This is a genomic window from Pseudomonas oryziphila (assembly GCF_003940825.1).
Taxonomy (GTDB): domain Bacteria; phylum Pseudomonadota; class Gammaproteobacteria; order Pseudomonadales; family Pseudomonadaceae; genus Aquipseudomonas; species Aquipseudomonas sichuanensis.
The window spans coordinates 232,411-250,261 of the sequence record NZ_CP034338.1 but is presented as its reverse complement, the minus strand read 5'-3'; the positions used below and the strand labels follow the sequence as shown (position 1 = coordinate 250,261).

Annotated in this window: 17 protein-coding genes; 1 reads left to right on the top strand and 16 read right to left on the bottom strand. The window is 64.4% G+C overall.

Annotation, left to right across the window (positions count from 1 at the left end; all coding sequences use genetic code 11):
- Positions 1-38: 38 nt before the first annotated feature.
- From EJA05_RS01250 to EJA05_RS01185, 13 genes are all read right to left on the bottom strand, one after another.
- Positions 39-1,004 (bottom strand): sulfonate ABC transporter substrate-binding protein, encoded by a 966-nt coding sequence (locus tag EJA05_RS01250; protein ID WP_110992182.1) that lies wholly within the window; start codon positions 1,002-1,004, stop codon positions 39-41.
- Positions 1,005-1,099: 95 nt separating this feature from the next.
- Positions 1,100-1,693 (bottom strand): NADPH-dependent FMN reductase, encoded by a 594-nt coding sequence (gene ssuE / locus EJA05_RS01245; RefSeq protein ID WP_125462205.1) that lies wholly within the window; start codon positions 1,691-1,693, stop codon positions 1,100-1,102.
- Positions 1,694-2,033: 340 nt separating this feature from the next.
- Positions 2,034-2,435, bottom strand: coding sequence for an ExbD/TolR family protein (locus EJA05_RS01240; protein ID WP_110992180.1), 402 nt, complete (start codon positions 2,433-2,435; stop codon positions 2,034-2,036).
- Between the two features lies 1 nt (position 2,436).
- Positions 2,437-3,159 carry a MotA/TolQ/ExbB proton channel family protein gene (locus tag EJA05_RS01235; RefSeq protein ID WP_125857099.1) on the bottom strand — a complete coding sequence of 241 codons (723 nt, stop codon included), beginning with the start codon at positions 3,157-3,159 and terminating at the stop codon, positions 2,437-2,439.
- A 30-nt stretch (positions 3,160-3,189) separates the two neighbouring features.
- On the bottom strand, positions 3,190-3,987 hold the full coding sequence (locus tag EJA05_RS01230; RefSeq protein WP_125857098.1) for an energy transducer TonB: 798 nt from the start codon (positions 3,985-3,987) through the stop codon (positions 3,190-3,192).
- Between the two features lie 365 nt (positions 3,988-4,352).
- Positions 4,353-5,342, bottom strand: a complete 990-nt coding sequence (locus EJA05_RS01220) for a sulfate/molybdate ABC transporter ATP-binding protein (RefSeq protein WP_110992176.1) — start codon at positions 5,340-5,342, stop codon at positions 4,353-4,355.
- 3 nt (positions 5,343-5,345) lie between these two features.
- The gene (gene cysW, locus EJA05_RS01215; RefSeq protein ID WP_110992175.1) at positions 5,346-6,218 is read right to left on the bottom strand and encodes a sulfate ABC transporter permease subunit CysW; all 873 of its coding nucleotides are present in this window, start codon (positions 6,216-6,218) and stop codon (positions 5,346-5,348) included.
- 13 nt (positions 6,219-6,231) lie between these two features.
- Complete coding sequence (gene cysT / locus EJA05_RS01210) at positions 6,232-7,050, bottom strand: sulfate ABC transporter permease subunit CysT (RefSeq protein ID WP_110992174.1); 819 nt, start codon at positions 7,048-7,050, stop codon at positions 6,232-6,234.
- Positions 7,051-7,256: 206 nt separating this feature from the next.
- A complete protein-coding gene (locus tag EJA05_RS01205) occupies positions 7,257-8,264 on the bottom strand; it encodes a sulfate ABC transporter substrate-binding protein (protein WP_125462203.1) in 1,008 nt (335 codons plus the stop codon).
- 48 nt (positions 8,265-8,312) lie between these two features.
- Positions 8,313-8,495: a sulfur starvation response protein OscA gene (gene oscA / locus EJA05_RS01200; protein WP_016712582.1), complete on the bottom strand. Its 183-nt coding sequence runs from the start codon at positions 8,493-8,495 to the stop codon at positions 8,313-8,315.
- Positions 8,496-8,727: 232 nt separating this feature from the next.
- Entirely contained in the window at positions 8,728-11,778 is a 3,051-nt protein-coding gene (locus EJA05_RS01195; RefSeq protein ID WP_125857096.1) for an efflux RND transporter permease subunit, read from the bottom strand.
- Positions 11,775-12,842 carry an efflux RND transporter periplasmic adaptor subunit gene (locus EJA05_RS01190; protein WP_125857095.1) on the bottom strand — a complete coding sequence of 356 codons (1,068 nt, stop codon included), beginning with the start codon at positions 12,840-12,842 and terminating at the stop codon, positions 11,775-11,777. The genes EJA05_RS01195 and EJA05_RS01190 overlap by 4 nt, the downstream gene beginning before the upstream one ends.
- A complete protein-coding gene (locus EJA05_RS01185; protein WP_125857094.1) occupies positions 12,839-13,927 on the bottom strand; it encodes an efflux RND transporter periplasmic adaptor subunit in 1,089 nt (362 codons plus the stop codon). The genes EJA05_RS01190 and EJA05_RS01185 overlap by 4 nt, the downstream gene beginning before the upstream one ends.
- 343 nt (positions 13,928-14,270) lie before the next feature.
- Between EJA05_RS01185 and EJA05_RS01180 the strand changes: the two genes are divergently transcribed.
- Positions 14,271-14,726, top strand: a complete 456-nt coding sequence (locus tag EJA05_RS01180; RefSeq protein ID WP_125857093.1) for an REP-associated tyrosine transposase — start codon at positions 14,271-14,273, stop codon at positions 14,724-14,726.
- Positions 14,727-14,827: 101 nt separating this feature from the next.
- Here the strand turns inward: EJA05_RS01180 and EJA05_RS01175 are convergent, their stop codons facing one another.
- From EJA05_RS01175 to potA, 3 genes are read right to left on the bottom strand one after another with little or no spacing between them, the layout of a single operon-like run.
- On the bottom strand, positions 14,828-15,721 hold the full coding sequence (locus EJA05_RS01175; protein WP_125857092.1) for an ABC transporter permease subunit: 894 nt from the start codon (positions 15,719-15,721) through the stop codon (positions 14,828-14,830).
- On the bottom strand, positions 15,718-16,638 hold the full coding sequence (locus EJA05_RS01170) for an ABC transporter permease subunit (protein ID WP_167409790.1): 921 nt from the start codon (positions 16,636-16,638) through the stop codon (positions 15,718-15,720). Before EJA05_RS01170 ends, EJA05_RS01175 begins: the two co-directional genes overlap by 4 nt.
- On the bottom strand, positions 16,635-17,777 hold the full coding sequence (gene potA / locus EJA05_RS01165) for a polyamine ABC transporter ATP-binding protein (protein WP_110992168.1): 1,143 nt from the start codon (positions 17,775-17,777) through the stop codon (positions 16,635-16,637). The genes EJA05_RS01170 and potA overlap by 4 nt, the downstream gene beginning before the upstream one ends.
- Between the last annotated feature and the right edge of the window lie 74 nt (positions 17,778-17,851).

Below are 17,851 nucleotides of genomic sequence, written 5' to 3'. Positions count from 1 at the left end.
GCTCGAGCCGGGGCCTGGCCCCGGCACTGGCGAATCGATCAAGGCGCGCTGGCGACCTTGGCGGGGGGTGTCCAGATCACGTCCTTGATGCTCAAGGGCTTGGGGATCAGCTTCAGGGCCTGGAAGGTGTCGGCGATCTTCTGCTGCGCGGCGATCACTTCCGGGGTCAGCGGCGCGGCACCGTAGCCCTGGCGTTTCACCGAGGTCAGGGTGATGTCGGCGGGCAGGCCGAGCAGCGGCGCGACCTGGTCGGTCACCTCCTGGGGGTTGGCCTGGGACCACTGGCCCACGGTGCGCACTTCCTCGACCAGGGTGTTGATCACCGCCGGGTGTTGGGTGGCGTAGCTGCGGGTGGCCAGGTAGAACTGGTGGTTGTCGACCAGGCCCTTGCCGTCACGCAGGGTACGGGCCTGCAGCTGTTGCTCGGCGGCGGCCTGGTACGGGTCCCAGATCACCCAGGCATCGACGCTGCCACGCTCGAAGGCGGCGCGGGCGTCGGCCGGCGGCAGGTAGACCGGCTGGATGTCGGTGTATTTGAGGCCGGCGTCTTCGAGGGCACGCACCAGCAGGTAATGAACGTTCGAGCCTTTGTTCAGCGCGACTTTCTTGCCCTTGAGCTCTTTCACCGACTGGATCGACGAGCCTTTGGGCACGAGGATCGCCTCGCTGTGCGGGGCTGGCGGCTCATAGGCGACGTAGAGCAGGTCGGCGCCTGCGGCCTGGGCGAATACCGGCGGGGTTTCACCGGTGACACCGAAGTCGATCGAGCCGACGTTGAGCCCTTCAAGCAGCTGCGGGCCGCCGGGGAACTCGGTCCATTGCACGTCGATGCCCTGTTCCTTCAGGCGCTTCTCCAGCGAGCCCTTGGCCTTGAGCAGCACCAGGGTGCCGTATTTCTGGTAACCGATACGCAGGCTCTCGGCCTGGGCTTGGGTGATGGCGCCGAAGGACACAGCCGCCGCAAACAGGGCGACCAGACCACGACGCAAGAAGACTGTGCGCATGGCGCTCTCCTGTGCGAGTTGGGTTCGGGTTGCACCTGCTTGCCTCGTTGACGGGCGAGTAAGGTGGGACAGCAGTGAAGCGATGGATCAGTGGCTCAGATGCTCCAGCGGGCACTGAGCAGGCGTTCGTTGAGCACACCCGGTGCGACCGGCCGAGGCCGCCGCGCCAGGGCGCCATGGAAGGTTTCCAGCGAATCCTGCAGGCGCTGCTCCAGGGCCGGGGCCAGCTGCGCAGGGCGGTTGCCTTCGCCGTAGGCGATCTGACTGTCGTCGGCGAAGATCCCTTGCAGGGTCTCCTGCGCCTTCAAGGCAGACAGCACCGGCTTGAGCGCGTAGTCCACGGCAAGCATGTGGGCGATGCTGCCGCCGGTTGCCACCGGCAGTACCACCTTGTGTTCCAGGGCACGCTCGGGCAGCAGGTCGAGCAGGGTCTTCAGCGCGCCGGCAAACGAGGCTTTGTACACCGGGGTGGCCACCACCAGGCCGTCGGCCTGGGCCACCAGTTCGATGAAGTGACGCACCTGCGGGCTGTCGAAGCGCGCGTGCAGCAGGTCTTCGGCGTTGAACTCACGCACCTGGAAGGTCACCACTTCGACACCGCGCTCCTGCAGCCAGTCGCGGGTGCGTTCTAGCAGCACGCCGGAGCGTGAACGAAGACTGGGGCTACCACCGACAGAAACAACCAGCATTGAAAGCGCTTCCTTCGATTCGATTTGCAGGGCCGCGAGGGGTTGGCCCCGCTGGATGGAACTGACCTTAACAGCTGGTCACATATATCCATAAATCATATTTTTTCATTTGTTTATTCGTTTTATGACTATGCAATCCCTCAGGCCTCATCGCTGGCAAGCCAGCTCCCACCTCGACCGCATATACCCAGCCATACGCGAACCCTGTGGGAGCTGGCTTGCCAGCGATGAGGCCAGCACCAGCAACGCAACACAGTCCAGTGAAGGCCCCATAAAAAAAGGGCCATCCCCTGCCAAGGAAAATGGCCCATAAGCACTTGCCTGAAGAGGGTATTGCCGGTCAGCGCGCGGTGATCACCGCCAGCTTGGTAATGCCGGCCCGTTCGATGGCCGCCATGGCCCGGGCGACTTCGCCGTAGTTCACGCCATCGTCGGCCTGCAGCTGCACGCGCAGCTCGGCGTCCTTGCCTTTGGCGGCCTTGAGGTTGGTTTCCAGCAGGTCGGGCTGGATCTCGTCCTTGTTGATGAACAGCTTGCCGCTGCCATCGATGCTCACCACCAGCGGGTCCTTCTGCTCCACCGGGGCCACGGCCTCGGTCTTGGGCAGGTTGATGGGGATGGCATTGGTCAGCAGCGGCGCGGTGACGATGAACACCACCAGCAGCACCAGCATGACGTCCACCAGTGGCGTGACGTTGATTTCACTCAATACTTCATCGCTGTCCTGGGTCGAGAAGGCCATGTCAGGAGGCCTCCTTCACAGCTTGGTTGAAGCCGGCCTGCTGGCGCTGCACCGCCGGGTGCAGCAGCACGCGGAAGGCACTCTTCTGCGCCAGGCTGTAGAAGTCGTGGGCGAAGTCGTCGAGGTCGGCAGCGGTCAGCTTGAGGCGGCGCAGGAAGTAGTTGTAGACCAGCACTGCCGGCACCGCGACGGCGATACCCACGCCGGTGGCGACCAGCGCCGCGCCGATCGGGCCGGCCACGGTTTCCAGGCTGGCGGAACCTGCCGCGCTGATGCCCTTGAGCGCTTCCATGATGCCCCACACGGTGCCGAACAGGCCGATGAAGGGCGAAGTGCTGCCGATACTGGCGACCACCGCCAGGCCGGTTTCCAGCGAGCGGCGCTCGCGCACGATCTGCTGGCGCAGGGCACGCTCGAGGCGGTCCTGATGGTTGATGGCCTGGCTCAGGTCATTGGCCTGGCCGGGTTCGCCGACGGCGATGGCGGCGTAACCGGCCTGGGCGACGCGGGCGGCGGGGCCGGGTTGCTGGTGGCTGATTTCGGCGGCGGAGTCGAGGCTGGATGCGGCCCAGAACTGCTGGTGAAAGCGCTTGTCCTGGCGCTTGAGGCGCACGAACTGCACAACCTTGACCAGGGCCAGCGCCCAAGTGGCCACGGAGAAACCGACCAACAGCCAGATGACGGCGCTTTCAACGGATTCGAGGGGGGATGCCAACAGGCTCATGGTGATGTCCTTCCTTTGTGCGGTGGCGAATTAACGAAGCTTGAAATCGATGGGTACGCTGACCCAGCCGGCCAGGGCCACGTCGCCCTGCTTGGCGGGGACGAAACTCCAGCGCTTGACTGCGGCCAGCGCGGCAGCATCCAGGGCGTCACGGCCACTGCTCTTCTGCAGCTGGATCTGCCCGGGCTTGCCGCTGGGCAGCACCTCGACGCGCAGCAGCACGGTGCCTTCCCAGCCACGGCGCAGGGCCATCTGCGGGTACTCGGGGGCCGGGTTCTTCAGGTACGCGGCGTTGGCCGATGCCGGGGTCACCGGGGCCGGCGCGGGCGGTGCGGCTGGCGCAGGCGGTGCAGGGGCAGCCACCGGCGTTGGCGGCGGTGCTTCGACCGGTTTCGGCTGCGGCTTGGGTTGCGGCTTGGCCACCGGCTTGGGCACCGGTTTCGGCTTGGGCTTTGGCTTGGCGGCCAGCTCGTCGACCACCGGCGGTGGCGGTTCCACCACAGGCGGTGCCGGGGCAGGTGGCGGCGGCTCTACGATCGGCGGGGCGGGCGCGGCGAACTCGATGGTCATGGGCGGGATCTGCGGCGGCACGACCGGCAGCGCCGGGGTCGGCGCCTGGCTGATCCAGTAGGCGGCGGCGCCATGCAGCGCCAGCACCAGCAGGCCCAGCGCGAGCTTGTCGCGGCGCTTGAGGCCGCTCACCGGCGTGCGCTGCAGGCGCAACTGGCCAAGCGGCAGGCGCAGTGTGCGTCCGAGCTCGACCAGGTCGCCCGATGCCGGGTGCCATGGCTGCTCAAAGGCCCTGACGGCCGACTGGACATTACCCATTGCTGAAACTCCTGGGGTCTCGATTCAGGTGTGTGGCTGAATCATCGACGGCAGGGGCTTAGGCCATAAAGTAATGTTTAAAGTTAACGTTATAGCTTTTATGAATATTGATTTTGATGTGCTGTTTGCAGGCCGCGTCGTTCGTGGCTTGTAGCAGGCCGCCAAGTCAACGATGCCTGGCCTGCATTGAAAATATTTGTGAAAGGCATCGAATCGCTGCGAGGGCTGCGCCCTCGTTCGCGGGTAAACCCGCTCCCACAGACTTTGGCGCCGGTCCTTGTGGGAGCGGGTTTACCCGCGAATACGATGGTGCAGGCAAAAAAAACCCGGGACCAGGCCCGGGTTCTTCATTCACATCCAGTCGCTCAGATATCGGCCACCTTCTGCCACACCTTCGGCCGGAAGAACAGCGTCTCGCCGCGCGCCAGCCCGGTCAGGCTGTCGTGGTCCTTGACCACCTCGGCCTCGATCAGCTCGCTCTGCCCTTCCACCTTCAAGGTCACCCGGGTCGTCGCGCCCAGCGGGCGAATGTCACGCACCTCGGCGGCATGGTGGCCTTCGGTTTCATGGCGCGACAGCGACACTTCGTGCGGACGGAACAGCACATGGTGCCCTTCGCTGAGCGCCAGGCGGTTGGAGTCGCCGAGGAAGTGGTAGACGAAATCGTTGGCCGGCTTCTCGTACACCTCGCCCGGCGAGCCGATCTGCTCGATCACGCCCTTGTTCATCACCACGATGCGGTCGGCCACTTCCATGGCCTCTTCCTGGTCGTGGGTGACGAACACCGAGGTCAGGTTGATGTCCTCGTGCAGGCGCGCCAGCCAGCGGCGCAGCTCCTTGCGCACCTTGGCATCCAGCGCCCCGAACGGCTCGTCGAGCAGCAGCACCTTGGGTTCCACCGCCAGGGCACGGGCCAGGGCGATACGCTGGCGCTGGCCACCGGACAGCTGCTCGGGGTAACGGTCGGACAGCCAGTCGAGCTGGACCATGTTCAGCAGCTCATGGACCTTCTCGGCGATCTTGCTCTCGCTCGGGCGCTCGCCCTTGGGTTTCATGCGCAGGCCAAACGCGACGTTGTCGAACACACTCATGTGGCGGAACAGCGCGTAGTGCTGGAACACGAAGCCGACGTTACGGTCACGCACGTCGTGGCCCGAGACATCCTCGCCGTGGAACACGATGCTGCCGTCGTCCGGCGTTTCCAGGCCGGCGATGATGCGCAGCAGGGTGGTCTTGCCACAGCCGGACGGGCCGAGCAGGGCCACCAGCTCGCCGCTGTGGATATCCAGGTTGATGGCGTTCAGGGCCTGGAAGCTGTTGAAGCGCTTGCTGACATTACGAACTTCGATCGACATGAATCATTCCTCCGCGGCGCTGTGGCGCAGGCGGTTAATACGGTTCTCGCTCCACTGCTTGAGCAGCAGGATGAAGAGCGCCAGGATCAGCAACAGGCTGGCCACGCTGAAGGCCGCGACATGGTTGTACTCGTTGTAGAGGATCTCCACGTGCAGCGGCAAGGTGTTGGTGACGCCACGGATATGCCCGGACACCACCGACACCGCGCCGAACTCGCCCATCGCCCGCGCGGTGCACAGCACCACGCCGTAGATCAGGCCCCATTTGATGTTCGGCAGGGTGACGTGCCAGAACATCTGCCAGCCGTTGGCGCCGAGCAGGCGCGCGGCCTCCTCTTCCTGGGTGCCCTGCTCCTGCATCAGCGGGATCAGTTCACGGGCCACGAACGGCACGGTGACGAAGATGGTCGCCAGGACAATGCCCGGCAGGGCGAACACGATCTGGATATCGTGGTCCTGCAGCCACGGGCCGAACAGGCCCTGGGCGCCGAACATCAGCACGTAGACCAGGCCGGCGATTACCGGCGACACCGAGAACGGCAGGTCGATCAGGGTCACCAGCAGGCTCTTGCCACGGAAGGTGTATTTGCTCACGCACCAGGCGGCACTGACCCCAAACAGCAGGTTCAGCGGCACCGAGATGGCCACCGCCAGCAGGGTGAGCTTGAGCGCCGACAGCGCATCGGCCTCGAAGATTGCCTCGAAGAACGTGCCGAAGCCGTTCTTGAGCGCCTGGGACACCACGATCACCAGCGGCAAGGCCAGGAACAGGGCGAAGACGATCCAGGCCAGGGTGATCAGCACGCGGCGCGAAGTGGCGCTGCCACGCCGGGCGGCGTTGGCGGCGGCGCTCGCGCCAAGGGTCGATGAAGACATTAGCGGGCCTCCTTCAAGGGGTTTCGATGCGCCGCTGCAGCAAGTTGATCAGCAGCAGCAGGATGAAGGAAACCACCAGCATCAGCACGCCGATGGCGGTGGCGCCGGTGTAGTCGTACTGGTCGAGCTTGACCATGATCAGCAGCGGCAGGATCTCGGTCTTCATCGGCATGTTGCCGGCGATGAAGATCACCGAACCGTACTCGCCCACGCCGCGGGCGAAGGCCAGGGCGAAGCCGGTCAGCCAGGCTGGCAGCAGCGCCGGCGCCAGGATGTGACGGAACACCTGCAAGGGCTTCGCGCCCAGGCAGGCGGCGGCCTCTTCCACTTCACGCGGGATGTCGGCCAGCACCGGCTGCACCGTGCGCACCACGAACGGCAGGGTGACGAAGGTCAGTGCCAGGGTGATGCCCAGTGGGGTGTAGGCGATCTTGAAGCCCAGGTCGGTGGCGAACTGGCCGACCCAGCCTGCCGGCGCGTACAGCGCGGTCAAGGCGATACCGGCCACGGCCGTGGGCAGGGCGAACGGCAGGTCGATCATCGCGTCGATGATCTTGCGCCCGGGGAAGGTGTAGCGCACCAGCACCCAGGCCAGCAGGGTGCCGATCACGCCGTTGATGATGGCGGCAAACAGAGCGGTGCCGAAACTCAGCTTCAGCGCGGCGATGACCCGCGGCGCGCTGACGATGTTCCAGAACTGCTCCCAGGTCAGCTGCGAGGCATGGATGAACATGGCCGCCAGCGGTATCAGCACGATCAGGCTGAGGTACACCAAGGTGTAGCCCAGCGTCAGCCCGAAGCCGGGTATGACGGGGGATATACGACGTGACATAAAGGTCCCTGGTTGAACGCACGAAGCCCGGGGTCGGTCCCGGGCACATGCAGGCTACTGAAGGGTTTTCTTTGTGGGGCTGCTACGCAACCCTTTCGCTGGCAAGCCAGCTCCCACAGTTGCAGTGCATACCCGCTTCCTGTGGGAGCCGGCTTGCCGGCGAAAGGGCCGCAAAGCGGCCCCGCTCCTATTCATTTCATTGCCGATCACTGTGCCTGATAAATCTGGTCGAACACACCGCCGTCATTGAAGAACTTCGGCTGCGCAGTCTTCCAGCCACCGAAGTCCTTGTCGATGGTCACCAGGTCCAGTTTCGGGAACTGCTTGGCAAACTCGGCGGCGACTTTCGCGTCACGCGGACGGTAGAAGTTCTCGGCGGCGATCTTCTGGCCAGCCGGGCTGTACAGGTGCTTGAGGTATTCCTCGGCGATCTGCTCGTTGCCCTTCTTCTCGGCGTTCTTGTCGACCACGGCCACCGGCGGCTCGGCGAGGATCGACAGCGACGGCACGACGATCTCGAACTTGTCGGCGCCACCGTCTTCTTTCAGCGCCAGGAAGGCCTCGTTCTCCCAGGCCAGCAGCACATCGCCCTGGCCGTTGTTGACGAAGGTGATGGTCGAACCACGGGCGCCGGTATCCAGCACCGGTACGTGCTTGAACAGCTCCTGCACGTAGGCCTTGGCCTTGTCTTCGCTACCGCCGGATTTCAGGCCGTAGGCCCAGGCGGCGAGGAAGTTCCAGCGGGCGCCGCCGGAGGTTTTCGGGTTGGGGGTGATCACCGAGACGTCCTTCTTGATCAGGTCGCCCCAGTCCTTGATGCCTTTCGGGTTGCCCTTGCGTACCAGGAACACGATGGTCGAAGTGTACGGGGTGCTGGCGTCCGGCAGGCGCTTCTGCCAGTCCTCCGGCAGGGTCTTGCCGAGCTTGGCGACTTCATCGATGTCGCCGGCCAGGGCCAGGGTGACCACGTCGGCGCGCAGGCCATCGATCACCGCGCGGGCCTGCTTGCCCGAACCGCCGTGGGATTGCTGGATCTTCACCTTGTCGCCCGGGTGAGCGGCTTGCCAGTGCTTGATGAACTCGGCGTTGTACTGCTGGTACAGCTCGCGGGTCGGGTCATAGGACACGTTCAACAGTTCGAAGTCCTTGGCGATCGCGGAACCGGCAAAAACGGCGCTGGCCAGGGCGGCAAGCGCATAACGGCGGATGGACATGGTGAAGCTCCCGATTGGCATTTTTTCTAATTAGGGGTTGTTGCGTGGTCAGCCGGCCTTGTTGCCGGGCTGCTGCAGGCGGAACTTCTCCTTGCGTTCGATCTGCACCACCTGGGCGTTGTGCACGGTGATCTCCACCGCGCCGAAGCGCAGGTCGCGCAGGGCACTCTGGATTTCACGCAAGATGGTGGCTTCGTCCTGACCGTCGATGCTGCGCAGTGATGCACTCATGCTCGTTCTCCTTGGAGTAAGGGTGCCGGGCAGAGGTTTGAAGGGGATATGCGCCTGGCGTGAGAGCCATAGTAGTGAGGCGGGGTTATTCTTAAAAATACTGTTTAAGAATGTTTATATAACCATTAGCGTGAACGACGAACCCTGTGGGAGCTGGCTTGCCAGCGATAGCGTCGGTGAGGCTGACGACGCCATCGCTGGCAAGCCAGCTCCCACAGGGTCCGCGTGGTTCTCAGGGAGTCTTTTGCGGCTCGCGGATCTTGTACCAGGCCACGTACAGCGCCGGCAGGAACAGCAGCGTCAGCAGCGTTGCACTGATGATGCCGCCGATCATGGCGTAGGCCATCGGCCCCCAGAACACTTCGCGGGCAATCGGGATCATGCCCAGGCTGGCGGCCGCCGCCGTCAGCAGGATCGGCCGCCGGCGATGGTTGGTGGCCTCCAGCACCGCCTCCCAGGGCGACAGGCCCTGTTCCTCGAATTCGTCGATCTGGGTCACCAGGATCACCGAGTTGCGGATGATGATGCCGGCCAGGGCAAGAATCCCGAGGATCGCCACGAAGCCCATGGGCGTGCCCGTGGGCACCAGCGCCACGACCACGCCGATCAGCCCCAGGGGCGCCACGCTGACCACCAGGAACAGCTTCTGCACGCTGTGCAACTGGATCATCAGGAAGGTCGCCATGAGGAACAGCATCAGCGGCACGACCTTGCGGATCGGGCCCTGGGCCTTGGCGCTCTCCTCGACCGTACCCCCGGTGGCCACCTCGTAGCCGACCGGCAGCTTGCTGGCAAACTCATCGATGCCCGGCTTGAGCTGGGCCACCAGGTCGGTGGGCTGGATGTCGCCGACCACCGAGGCCTTGATGGTGATGGTCGGCTTGCGGTCACGCCGCCACACCAGCGGCTGCTCCAGCTCGTAGCGCACGGTGGCGAAGGCCAGCAGCGGAATCGACGCGCCGCTGGGCGTGACGATCTGCAAGTTCTGCAAGGTGTCGGGCGAACCACGCTCGCTGTCTTCGGCGCGCGCGACCACGTTGACCAGGTAGATGTTGTCGTTGACCTGGGTGACCTGCACGCCGCTGACGATGCTGTTCATCACGTTGGCCACGTCCTCGGACGACAGCCCCAACTGACGGGCCTTGTCCTGGGCGATCTCGATGCGCAGCACCTTCCCGGGCTCGTTCCAGTCGTAGATCATCTCGCCGATGTGCTCGTTGCTGTCGAGGAAGGTTGCCAGCTCGATGGCATGCCGGCGCACCTGGTCGATGTCCTTGCCGCTGACCCGATACTGGATCGGCCGCCCCACCGGCGGGCCCATCTCCAGCGACTGCACGTTGGTGCCCACGCCGACGAATTCCTCATGCAGCAGCTTCTGCAGGCGGTCCATCATGCCCTGGCGCTCTTCGAAGCCCTTGCTGACGATCACCAGCTGGGCGTAGTAGGGGTTCTGCAACTGCTGGTCGAGGGGCAGGTAGAAACGAATCGCGCCCTGGCCGATGTAGGTGCTCCAGCGCACCAGGTCCGGGTCGTCCTTGATCCTGGCCTCCAGGCGGTCGACCACCTTGCGCGTTTCCTCGATCGAGGCATTCTGCGGCAGGTTGAGGTCTACGAGGATTTCCGGGCGGTCCGAGGACGGGAAGAACTGGTTCTGCACGAAGCGCATGCAGAAAAGCGCCAAGGCGAACAGGACGATGGTGCCGATGATGGTCAGCCAGCGATTGCGCATGCACCACAGCAGCCCGCCCTCGAACGCCCGGTCGAGGCGCCCGGGCTTGGCCTCGTGGGCCTTTACCTTGCTGTTGAGGATGTGTACGCCGAGCACCGGGGCGAAGAATACCGCCACCACCCAGGACACGATCAGGGCCACGGCGATCACCGCGAACAGGGTATAGGTGTATTCGCCCGCGGAGCTGGCGTTGAGGCCGATCGGCACGAAGCCGGCCACCGTCACCAGGGTGCCGGTAAGCATCGGGAAGGCCGTCGAGGTGTAGGCGAACGTGGCCGCCTGCTCCTTGGTCTCGCCCATCTCCAGCCGCGTGACCATCACCTCGACGGTGATCATCGCATCGTCCACCAGCAGGCCCAGGGCAATGATCAGCGCGCCGAGCGAGATCCGCTGCATGGTGATGTCGCTGTACTCCATGAACACGAAGACCATGGCCAGCACCAGCGGAATCGAGCAGGCCACCACCAGCCCCGCGCGTATGCCGAGGCTGACGAAGCTCACGGCGAGCACGATCACCACGGCCTCGAACAGCGCGCTGGTGAAGCCGCCGACCGCCTGCTTGACCACCACGGCCTGGTCGGACACGTTGTGCACGCCCACGCCGACCGGCAGGTCGCGCACCACCTCGTCCATCTTCTCTTTCAGCGCCGCGCCGAACACCTCGATGTTGCTGCCGGCCTTCATGCCGATCGCCAGGCCAATGGCGGTCTGGCCGTTGTAGCGGAACATCGGCGCAGGCGGGTCGACGTAGCCGCGCTCGATGTCGGCGATGTCCGCCAGACGGAAGAACCGGTCGTTGATGCGCAAGTTCACCGTTTCCAGGTCTTTCTCCGAGGCGAACTGCCCGGTGGTGCGCACCGAGATGCGCTCCGGCCCCGCCTCGATCACCCCGGCCGGGGTCACCGCGTTCTGTTGCTGCAGGGCCTGCATGGCCTGGCGCTGGTCGATGCCCAGGGCCGCCAGCTTGCGGGTCGAGAAGTTCAGGTAGAGCACCTCGTCCTGGGTGCCGATCAGCTCGATCTTGCCGATGTTGGGCACCTCGCGAACTTCGGCGCGGGCCACCTCCACATAGTCGCGCAACTGGCGCAGGGTCAGGCCGTCGGCGGTGAAGGCGTAGATCGAGCCGAACACGTCGCCGAACTCGTCGTTGAAGGCCGGGCCCTGGATGCCCTGGGGGAACTGCCCGCGAATATCCTGGATCTTCTTGCGCACCTGGTACCAGATCTCGGGAATGTCCTTGGCCTTGGTGGTGTCGCGCAGGTAGACATAGACCGTGGACTCGCCAGGGCGGGTGTAGCTCTTCACGTAGTCGAGCGAATCGAGTTCTTCGAGCTTCTTCTCGATGCGGTCGGTGATCTGGTAGAGCGTTTCGTCCTGGGTCGCACCCGGCCAGCGGCTCTGGATCACCATGGTCTTGATGGTGAAGGACGGGTCTTCCTCACGGCCCAGGTTGAAGTACGAAAAGATGCCCATCAGCACGCCGACGAACATCAGGTACCAGACGAAGGACTGGTGCTTGAGGGCCCACTCCGAGAGGTTGAAGCTTCCTTTCATTGCGGGTCCTCGTCGAAGGTCACTTTCTGGCCAGGCTTGAGGCTGTTCACACCGGCCGTCACCACCCGCTCCCCGGGCTGCACGCCGGACGCCAGGACGATGCGGTCGGCGGTGCGTTCGAGCAGCGCGACGTCACGGGTGGCCACGGTTTTCTGTTGCGGGTCGACGACCCACACCTGGGTCTTGCCATCGCGTTCGAGCAGCGCGGTCAGTGGCAGCTCGCTGCGCGGGCTCACCGCCGAACTCAGGGTGACGCTGATCGCGGTGCCCAGGTGGAACGCATCCGGGGTGCTGGCCAGGGTCAGCCGGGCACGCCGGGTGCGGGTGGTGGCGTCGGCCTGGGGCTCGAGCTCGCGCAAGGTGGCGGTGGTGTTGATGCTCGGGTCGAGCTGCGAGGCCACGGTGAAGGTCAGGCTCTTGGTCAACTGCTCGGCCAGGGGGATCGGCAGGTCGATCACCGCTTCCTTGACGTCCGGGCGTGCCAGGGTGACCACGGCCTGGCCTGCGCTGACGGTCTGCCCGGCTTCGGCCTGCCAGGCGGTGACCACGGCGGCATGGTCGGTGCGCAGGGTGCTGTAGTCCAACTGGTCGCGGGCCTGGCTGACCGCCGAGCGTGCCTGCTCCAGCGCCGCGCTGGTGGTCTTCAGGTCGGTCTGGGCGATATCCAATTGGGCCTGGGCGCCGACGCCACGGTCGTACAGCTGCTGCTGGCGGCGCGCGTTGGCCTGGGCGTTGATCCACTGCGCCTGGACCTTGGCCAGGTCGCCTTCGGCGGCGCGCAGCTGGTTCTGTTGATCGGTAGGGTCGAGGGTGGCCAGGGTATCGCCGGGCTGCACCCGGGCACCGACATCCAGCCAGCGCCGGGCGATACGCCCAGACACGCGAAAACCGAGGGTGCTTTCGAAGCGCGCCTGGATGGTGCCGGCGAAACGCCCCAGTTGCGATTGCACTTGCGGCTCGACCAGCGTCGACAGCACGGGGCGGATCATCTCCGGCGCCATCTCTTCGCCGCCGCAGGCACCGAGCAACAGGCTGGCGCAGAGGATCGACAACAGGCGTTTCATGGCGCGGCCCCTCCGTCCTTGGCGGTGACTTTCACCACCTGCATGCCGGGGTGCAGCAACTGCCCGCCGCCCACCACGACGGTCTCGCCGCCCTTGATACCGTCGGCGATCACCACCTTGCCGGTGAGATAGCGCGACACCTGGACCTTGCGCAGCTCGACCTTGTCGCCCTCGCCCACCACCCACACTGCGGGCTCATGCAGCGCCTTGGTCAGCGCGGCCCAGGGCAACTCGATGCTCGGCCGGCCCTGGGCGTTGCCGGTGGCGGTCACCGGCGAACCGAGTTGCATGCCGGCCGGCACGTTGCGCAGGGCTACCTTGACCTGCACCGTGCCGCTTTCGGCGGACACTGTCGGGGTGATCTCGCGAACCCGGCCTTCGGCCTTCACCGCCGGGTTGTCCAGCAGGCTGACCACCACGCCTTCGTCACTGGGCGGCTTGACCAGCAGGGATTCGTACACGTTGAACACCGCGTCGCGGTCGCCGTCCACCGCCAGGCTGAAGATCGGCATGGTGGCCTGCACCACCTGCCCCACTTCGGCCTGGCGCGCGGTGATCACGCCATCGGCCTCGGACACCAGGGCGGTATAGCTCAGCTGCTCGTTGGCATTGGCCAACTGCGCCTGGGCCGCCTTTAGCGCGCTCTGGCTGCTGCGCAGGGCGGCTTCGGCGGAATCGTATTCGCTCTGGCTGGTGTAGCCCTTGGGCAGCAGCTTCTGCTGGCGGATGAACGCGGCGCTGCTCTGGGTCACCCGCGCCTGTTCGGCGAACACCTCGGCCTTGGCCGAGTCGACGGTGTTCTGCAGGTCTTTCGGGTCCAGGCGCGCGAGCACCTGGTTGGCCTTGACGTGGTCGCCCACATCGACGCTGCGGGAAATGATCTTGCCGCCCACGCGAAACGACAGGTCGGTCTGCACCCGCGCCTGCACGTCGCCGGTGAGGGTGACCCGGGCGGCGAAATCGGTAGATTGGACTTGTTGCACCGCAACCCTGGGCAATACCGGGGCGGCTTCTTCCTTGTCACAGCCCGCAAGCATCAACAACAGCCCCAGGCCACCGACCATGATCGGATGCGATACCGTCATGCAGGCTCCTCGCTTGTACGAATGGTTTGTACGACGCGTGGGAGAAGCGTAGATCAGGGATCGACAAACGGCATGGGACGGTGGGCAATTCCCCTGTGGGAGCAACTGTCTTGCATCAAATCTGAAATCTGGCGCGGTAACTGTGGGAGCGGGTTTACCCGCGAACACCGGCGTAGCTGGTGCCAAGCACCGCGTTGCCCGCTTCGCGGCTAAAGCCGCTCCCACAGGGCCGAACTGGATCAATGGTCTACGACCGCTGCCACATTCTGAAAACATCAGCCACGCGTGGTTTCAAGACGCGCCACTAGTGTTCATGGCGAGCCCCTATTCAAGGACGACCTGCATGAGCCTGGCCCAGTCGTATCTGCTTCGCCGAGGACGGTTCTCTGAGCCGGGCAGGATCTATTTACTGACCACCATCACCCACCAACGAAAACCATTGTTCATGGATTTCCATAATGCCCGGCTCGTCATCAACGAACTGCGCAGATCCGACCAGGAACAATCTTGCCAATCGCTGGCGTGGGTGGTCATGCCAGACCATCTGCATTGGCTTATCGAGCTGCATTCGGTGACGCTTGCCACGCTGATGCGCAGATTCAAATCGCGATCGAGCCTGGCCTTGCACAAGTCGGGAGTTGAGCAGGACCCGGTATGGCAGCCCGGCTATCAGGACAGAGCACTACGTCGAGACCAGGATGTGAAATGGGTTGCCAGGTATATCGTTGCCAATCCATTGCGGGCTGGGCTGGTGGGGAGTGTCAGGGAGTATCCGCATTGGGATGCCATCTGGCTTTGAAACCGGGGTGAAGCATTCGCGGGTGAACCCGCTCCCACAGGGCTGGCGCCATGTCCGAGGACACCGCCGTCCCTGTGGGAGCGGGTTTACCCGCGAAGGACTCAGGCCGAAGTGGCGACCTGAGCGGGGCGACGCACCTGCGGCTGCGAAACGTTGGCCGCGGCGCCTTCCTCGATGGCCTGCTGGATCGCCTTGCGGCGACGTTCTTCGGCCTGGCGGCTGAAGTACCAGACCAGGAAGGTCACCAGCGACACCGACAGCAGGATCAGGCTGGCCACGGCGTTGATCTCGGGCTTCACACCCAGGCGCACGGCCGAGAACACTTCCATCGGCAGCGTGGTCGAGCCGGGGCCGGACACGAAGCTGGCCAGCACCAGGTCGTCCAGCGACAGGGCGAACGACATCATGCCGCCCGCCGCCAACGATGGCGCGATCATCGGGATGGTGATCAGGAAGAACACCTTCCACGGCTTGGCACCCAGGTCCATGGCCGCTTCTTCGATCGACAGGTCCAGCTCACGCAGGCGCGCCGACACCACCACCGCCACATAGGCGGCGCAGAACGTGGTGTGGGCGATCCAGATGGTGACGATGCCACGCTCCTGGGGCCAGCCGATCATCTGCGCCATGGCCACGAACAGCAGCAACAGCGACAGACCGGTGATCACCTCGGGCATTACCAGCGGCGCGGTGACCAGGCCACCGAACAGCGTGCGGCCCTTGAAGCGGGTGACCCGGGTCAGTACGAAGGCCGCCAGGGTACCCAGTGCCACGGCGGCGACCGCCGTGTAGCAGGCGATCTCCAGCGAGCGCATCACCGAACCCATCAGCTGGCTGTTGTCGAGCAGGCCGACGTACCACTTCACCGACCAGCCGCCCCACACCGTCACCAGTTTGGAGGCGTTGAACGAGTAGATCACCAGGATCAGCATCGGCAGGTAGATGAACAGCAAGCCGACGATCAGCATCAGGTTGGAGAAACTGAAGCGTTTCATGCCCGACCCTCCATCTCTTTGGCCTGGCTGCGGTTGAACAGCAGGATGGGCACGATCAGGATCGCCAGCATCACCACTGCCAGCGCGGACGCTACCGGCCAGTCACGGTTGTTGAAGAACTCCTGCCACAGCACCTTGCCGATCATCAGGGTTTCCGGGCCGCCGAGCAGTTCAGGAATCACGAACTCGCCCACCACCGGGATGAACACCAGCATGCAGCCGGCGATGATGCCGTTCTTGGACAGCGGCACGGTGATCTTCCAGAAGCTGTTGAAGGTACTCGAGCCCAGGTCCGATGCTGCCTCGAGCAGGCTTTCGTCGTGCTTCACCAGGTTGGCGTACAGCGGCAGGATCATGAACGGCAGGTACGAATAGACCACGCCGATATACACCGCCAGGTTGGTGTTGAGGATCTGCAACGGCTGGTCGATCAGCCCCAGCCACATCAGGAAGCTGTTGAGCAGCCCGTTGTTGCTGAGGATGCCCATCCAGGCGTAGACGCGGATCAGGATCGCGGTCCAGGTCGGCATCATGATCAGCAGCAGCAGGACGGTCTGCGACTCCTTCTTGGCCTTGGAGATGGCATAGGCCATCGGGTAGCCGATCAGCAGGCACAGCAGGGTGCTGAACAGGGCGACCTTCAACGAACCGAGGTAGGCCGAGATGTACAGCTCGTCTTCGGTGAGCAGGCCATAGTTGGCCAGGTTCAGCACCAGCTGCACCTTGCCTTCGAGATAGGTGTAGATCTCGGTATAGGGCGGGATCGCCACGTCGGCTTCGGCGAAGCTGATCTTCAACACGATGAAGAACGGCAGCATGAAGAACAGGAACAGCCAGATGAACGGCACGCCGATCACCAGGTGCCGCCCCTCCGGGGTCAGGCGCTGGAAGGCTCGCTTGAGCTTGCGCAGTTTCATGACCGCAGTACCACGCCGCTGTCGTCTTCCCACCACACGTACACTTCGTCACCCCAGGTAGGGCGGGTGCCCTGACGCTCGGCGTTGGCGACGAACGACTGGACGACCTTGCCACTGGGCAGCTCGACGTAGAACACCGAGTGGCCACCGAGGTAGGCGATGTCGTGAACCTTGCCACGCGACCAGTTGTGCTCGCAGGTTGGCTGCGTGGTGGTGACCAGCAGTTTCTCCGGGCGCAGGGCGTAGGTGATGTGCTTGTCTTCCACCGAGGTGGTGATGCCGTGGCCGACGTAGATCTTGCGCTCCAGCTCCGGGCTGGCAATGACGGCGTGGCCTTCGGCGTCTTCGACCACTTCACCTTCGAACAGGTTGACGTTGCCGATGAACTCGCAGACCAGGCGGCTGGTCGGGGTTTCATAGATGTCGATCGGGCTGCCGATCTGGGCAATCCAGCCCAGGTGCATGATGGCGATGCGCTGGGCCATGGTCATGGCCTCTTCCTGGTCGTGGGTCACCATCACGCAGGTCACGCCCACGCGCTCGATGATCTCCACCAGCTCCAGTTGCATCTGCGAGCGCAGCTTCTTGTCCAGCGCGCCCATCGGTTCGTCGAGCAGCAGCAGCTTGGGGCGCTTGGCCAGCGAACGGGCCAGGGCCACACGCTGGCGCTGGCCACCGGACAGCTGGTGCGGCTTGCGCTTGGCGTACTGAGTCATGTGCACCAGCTTGAGCATCTCGGCCACGCGGGCGTCGATCTCGGCCTTGGGCATCTTGTCCTGCTGCAGGCCGAAGGCGATGTTCTGCGCCACGGTCATGTGCGGGAACAGCGCGTAGGACTGGAACATCATGTTGATCGGCCGCTCGTAGGGCGGCATGTCGGTGATGTCGACACCGTCGAGGAAGATCCGCCCCTCGGTCGGGCGCTCGAAGCCGGCGAGCATGCGCAGCAGGGTCGATTTACCGGAACCGGAGCCACCCAGCAGGGCGAAGATCTCGCCTTTGCGGATTTCCAGGGACACATCGTCCACGGCTATGGTTTCGTCGAACTTCTTCGTGACCCGGTCGATCTTGACCAGCACCTGCTTGGGTTGCTGGCCACCCTCGAGGGCTTTCTTATAGGCACCGGAGGCAACTGCCATGAGTGAAACTCCCAACAAGATTTATATGCCCACACGGCCTGTTGCTACAGGGGCCGTGGCGGGCCTGGATTGTT

What these genes read in the sequence shown, in the direction of transcription:
- EJA05_RS01250 (WP_110992182.1), bottom strand. Translation starts at nt 1,004, where the DNA reads ATGCGCACAGTCTTCTTGCGTCGTGGTCTGGTCGCCCTGTTTGCGGCG.
- ssuE (WP_125462205.1), bottom strand. Translation starts at nt 1,693, where the DNA reads ATGCTGGTTGTTTCTGTCGGTGGTAGCCCCAGTCTTCGTTCACGCTCC.
- EJA05_RS01240 (WP_110992180.1), bottom strand. Translation starts at nt 2,435, where the DNA reads ATGGCCTTCTCGACCCAGGACAGCGATGAAGTATTGAGTGAAATCAAC.
- EJA05_RS01235 (WP_125857099.1), bottom strand. Translation starts at nt 3,159, where the DNA reads ATGAGCCTGTTGGCATCCCCCCTCGAATCCGTTGAAAGCGCCGTCATC.
- EJA05_RS01230 (WP_125857098.1), bottom strand. Translation starts at nt 3,987, where the DNA reads ATGGGTAATGTCCAGTCGGCCGTCAGGGCCTTTGAGCAGCCATGGCAC.
- EJA05_RS01220 (WP_110992176.1), bottom strand. Translation starts at nt 5,342, where the DNA reads ATGTCGATCGAAGTTCGTAATGTCAGCAAGCGCTTCAACAGCTTCCAG.
- cysW (WP_110992175.1), bottom strand. Translation starts at nt 6,218, where the DNA reads ATGTCTTCATCGACCCTTGGCGCGAGCGCCGCCGCCAACGCCGCCCGG.
- cysT (WP_110992174.1), bottom strand. Translation starts at nt 7,050, where the DNA reads ATGTCACGTCGTATATCCCCCGTCATACCCGGCTTCGGGCTGACGCTG.
- EJA05_RS01205 (WP_125462203.1), bottom strand. Translation starts at nt 8,264, where the DNA reads ATGTCCATCCGCCGTTATGCGCTTGCCGCCCTGGCCAGCGCCGTTTTT.
- oscA (WP_016712582.1), bottom strand. Translation starts at nt 8,495, where the DNA reads ATGAGTGCATCACTGCGCAGCATCGACGGTCAGGACGAAGCCACCATC.
- EJA05_RS01195 (WP_125857096.1), bottom strand. Translation starts at nt 11,778, where the DNA reads ATGAAAGGAAGCTTCAACCTCTCGGAGTGGGCCCTCAAGCACCAGTCC.
- EJA05_RS01190 (WP_125857095.1), bottom strand. Translation starts at nt 12,842, where the DNA reads ATGAAACGCCTGTTGTCGATCCTCTGCGCCAGCCTGTTGCTCGGTGCC.
- EJA05_RS01185 (WP_125857094.1), bottom strand. Translation starts at nt 13,927, where the DNA reads ATGACGGTATCGCATCCGATCATGGTCGGTGGCCTGGGGCTGTTGTTG.
- EJA05_RS01180 (WP_125857093.1), top strand. Translation starts at nt 14,271, where the DNA reads ATGAGCCTGGCCCAGTCGTATCTGCTTCGCCGAGGACGGTTCTCTGAG.
- EJA05_RS01175 (WP_125857092.1), bottom strand. Translation starts at nt 15,721, where the DNA reads ATGAAACGCTTCAGTTTCTCCAACCTGATGCTGATCGTCGGCTTGCTG.
- EJA05_RS01170 (WP_167409790.1), bottom strand. Translation starts at nt 16,638, where the DNA reads ATGAAACTGCGCAAGCTCAAGCGAGCCTTCCAGCGCCTGACCCCGGAG.
- potA (WP_110992168.1), bottom strand. Translation starts at nt 17,777, where the DNA reads ATGGCAGTTGCCTCCGGTGCCTATAAGAAAGCCCTCGAGGGTGGCCAG.